This window comes from Marinimicrobium sp. UBA4509, from assembly GCF_002388575.1.
Lineage (GTDB): Bacteria > Pseudomonadota > Gammaproteobacteria > Pseudomonadales > Cellvibrionaceae > Marinimicrobium > Marinimicrobium koreense.
Map to the genome: position 1 here is coordinate 3,866 of NZ_DGMV01000017.1, position 3,453 is coordinate 7,318.

The following is a 3,453-nucleotide window of genomic DNA, read 5'->3' on the forward strand; positions in this document are numbered from 1 at the left end:
GTGGCCATGGAGCAGATTGCCGGTGAAGCGCAGTTGGTGGTTCAGCCAGACCGTCAGGCACTTTCCCGGTACGGACTCGCCGTGTCTGATGTGATGAGTGTCGTCCGGGACGGACTGGGTGGTGCCGCCGCGGGCCAGATCATCAACGGAAATGAGCGGTACGATATCTATGTGCGCCTGGCCAAACGTTTCCGGGAAGACCGGGATGCCATTGCTGATCTCAGGTTGCAGGCGCCTTCCGGAGCCTGGGTGAGACTCGGTGATGTGGCCGATGTGTCTATTGAGTCTGGCCCGCCCCAGGTGCGCCGCGACGACGTTCAGCGCCGTGTGGTCATTCAGTCCAATGTGCAGGGTCGTGACATGGGCAGTGTGGTTGCCGATATTCAGGATACCATCGCGTCAGAAGTGAACCTTCCCCCCGGCTATTCGGTGGATATTGGTGGTCAGTTCGAAAACCAGCAGCGAGCTCAGAAACGATTGACCATTGTGGTACCTGTATCTCTGGGCCTGATCGCGCTGTTGCTGTACTTTGCTTTCAGTTCGGTCGGTCAGGCACTGTTAATTCTGGTCAACGTGCCGCTTGCCGTTATTGGTGGCGTCTTTTCACTCTGGATCTCCGGCCAGTATCTCTCAGTACCCAGTTCCGTTGGATTTATCACTTTGTTTGGTGTGGCGGTGCTCAACGGGGTCGTTATGGTCGAAAGCATCAATCAGCGAATACAGGATGGATTGAACGTGGATACCGCGGTGTTTGAAGGTGCCGTCTCCCGTTTGCGTCCTGTCTTGATGACAGCAATAACCTCGGCACTCGGTTTGATACCGATGCTGTTGTCGACGGGCGTGGGAGCGGAAATCCAGAAGCCACTGGCCAGCGTGATTGTTGGTGGTCTCGTGACTGCAACTTTCCTGACACTCTTTGTTTTGCCGGTTCTGTTCGGTCGCTTTTCAAGAGCCAAGGTGAGTGATATCCAACGGTAAAAAATGGGAGAAGCCGCGCTGCGTCATCGACGGTTGCCTTTCTGGAGGTTTTCTAATCCGGAAGTGGCAGTAGAATGACAATGCTGGCTCCTCCGTTTTTTGAGGTACCCATGTTCATCTGTCCGAGGTTGTCTTCGACAATCTCGGACACGATGGACAATCCGAGCCCGAAACCGGCGACCGTTTCATCCAGCCTGGTACCCCTGTTCATGACAGTGGCTGCCGCCTCGGGAGAAATTCCGGGGCCATCGTCCGCTACTTCTATGGAGAGTCCTGATGACGTGCGGGCGATTGTAACGTCGACGGTTGTCTGGCACCACTTCCCGCCATTTTCGAGTAAATTGCCAAGTAGCTCTGAAAGATCCTGTCGCTCCATTGGCCAGCTGAAGTTTTCAGGTAAGTTGGTGTGGAGGCGAAAAACCGTGTCAGGGAAGATTTTTTCCATAACGGTGATGACACTTGCCGTGATTTCAACCGGCATGCACGTCCGTCCCATCTGTCTGCCTGATATGTCTGCTTTGCTCATCCGGTATTTCAGGGATTTGTCAAGCTCCCGCAAGTTAGAGGCCATAAACACAACATCCTCCCGTGACGGAGGCAAGGTATCGATATCCGACAAAATGGCAAGATTGGCAGAAATAGAGGTTTTGACCAGGTGAGAGAGATCGGAATTCAGGCGGCGGTGGCGGTCCAGCCGCCGGTTTGACAGCTCGAGCAAATCATTGAGCTGCCGGATCAGCGGACGAAACTCTTCCGGCACGTGAGGGTTCAGACGACTTTGTTTCCCGGATTGGAGCCGTCTCAGGTCCTCTTTTATCCTACTGATGGGCTTTAACGTCAGATGTGTGGTGGTTCCAATCAGTGCCAGCAGTATCGCCAGAAGAACGGCCGAGGCACCGAGCAATGTCAGGTGGGCCTTCAGCGGTCGTTCAGAGAGCGCCCCCTCGGTTTCAAGAACGGTGATTGAGGCCAGCTTTCCAGTAGCAGTGAACGTACGTCTAAGCCCAAAAAGCGTGTTCGCGCCCTGCGCTATGTGAATAAAACCCTCGGGCTTATCCACAACGCCCTGCATTTGGCTCAGGTCAAAGTTGTTGCTCGTCAGGACGCTCCCGCCTGCCGTTTCGATGATGATGGCATGCCCCAGAAGCATTTCAAACTGATGGATCATGTTCCTGAGGTCGTCAGTTGTCGGGGACTCGGCTTCAATGATTGCCTGAAAGTTTTCCAGCTCTTTACTCAGGTGTTGTTTCCTGGACTCGTCCGATAGTTGTTTTATCACGTAGGCATGTGAAAAGAATATCAGGGTGAAATAGACGAGGCTGAAAACAGCCCCATACTGAATGGCTGTTCTTCGGATACTCTTTGGAGCTGGCATATGTTGACCTGGTTCGTTCGGGCGTTCAGCCAGTAGGATCTTTTTCGAAGAAGTAGCCCTGGCCACGCAAAGTCTTGATTTTATTGCCCCCTATTATTTTTCTGAGCCTGGCTATATAGACCTGAACAACATTTCTGGTGGGGCATCTTTCTATGTTGTAGAGGGTTTCAACCAGTTCGTCCTGGGAAAATACCCTGTCTGGTGAACGGAGGAAACACTGTAAAAGGCGGAATTCCGTAGCTGTCAGTCTGAACTCTTTCTGGTCGGGCGTGGTAAGCGTTCGGTAGGTGGCGTTGAGATGAAATCCGTCGACGCTGATCTGGTCTGTCGTTCTGCCGTCCTTTCTGCGGATAATCGCACTGAGCCGGGCTTTCAGTTCATCAAACTCAAACGGTTTGGGAAGGTAATCGTCGGCACCCGCGTTCAACCCTTCTACTCTCTCAGTCCAGTTGGAGCGTGCGGTCAGAATAAGGATGGCCTCTTTTTTCCCGTTTTTTCTCCATCTTTGCATTAAAGACAGTCCATTTTCATCGGGCAGTCCGATATCGAGAATAACGGCCTGGTAGGAGCTTGTTTCAATCAACGAGTCCGCTTCTTTGCCGGTTTTGGCGATATCGACTGTGTAGTGCGCCTGCGCAAGCCAGTCCGATATTCTTTTGGCAAGTACCGCATTGTCCTCAACAATCAGAATTTTCATTTGTAAGCGCCGTTTTTCGTGGTGGGAAAGTTTCGCTCGTCCTCTGTTGATTGTAACAGTAACGAAGGAATCAGGATCAGAAAAGCCGGTTGTTAGCGTTGTCCAGATTGGCTCTTCCGAGGTTGGCGACGCTGCGGTCCAGATCATCAATGGCGCGACGTTCTCAGGCGAAGTGGCGCCTGAGTGTGAAAAAAGGATTATCGGAGTGATCCAAAAATCCGGCTCCCGATGAGTGGAAGCCGGATTTTCAGCAATCTCCGTTCACTCATCAGAAATTAACGCTGATCCCCAGTGAAGCGGTGCGCGGCAGGTTCGCCATGGCGCCATCGGGCCAACGTGAGACAATTTGCTGTTCATCGAACAGGTTGTCCACTTTCAGGAAGACATCGGCACTGGCGGTCAG

At 52.7% G+C, this 3,453-nt stretch carries 3 protein-coding genes; 1 reads left to right on the top strand and 2 read right to left on the bottom strand.

From position 1 onward, the window contains the following. Nucleotides 1-978: efflux RND transporter permease subunit (locus B3520_RS01950; protein WP_286875235.1), on the top strand; the 978-nt coding region annotated here is incomplete at its 5' end. 52 nt (nucleotides 979-1,030) lie between these two features. On the opposite strand, the gene B3520_RS01955 is transcribed toward B3520_RS01950, so the two are convergent. Further along, nucleotides 1,031-2,353, bottom strand: a complete 1,323-nt coding sequence (locus tag B3520_RS01955) for an ATP-binding protein (protein ID WP_008174544.1) — start codon at nucleotides 2,351-2,353, stop codon at nucleotides 1,031-1,033. A 25-nt stretch (nucleotides 2,354-2,378) separates the two neighbouring features. Further along, the gene (locus B3520_RS01960; protein WP_286875237.1) at nucleotides 2,379-3,050 is read right to left on the bottom strand and encodes a response regulator transcription factor; all 672 of its coding nucleotides are present in this window, start codon (nucleotides 3,048-3,050) and stop codon (nucleotides 2,379-2,381) included. Between the last annotated feature and the right edge of the window lie 403 nt (nucleotides 3,051-3,453).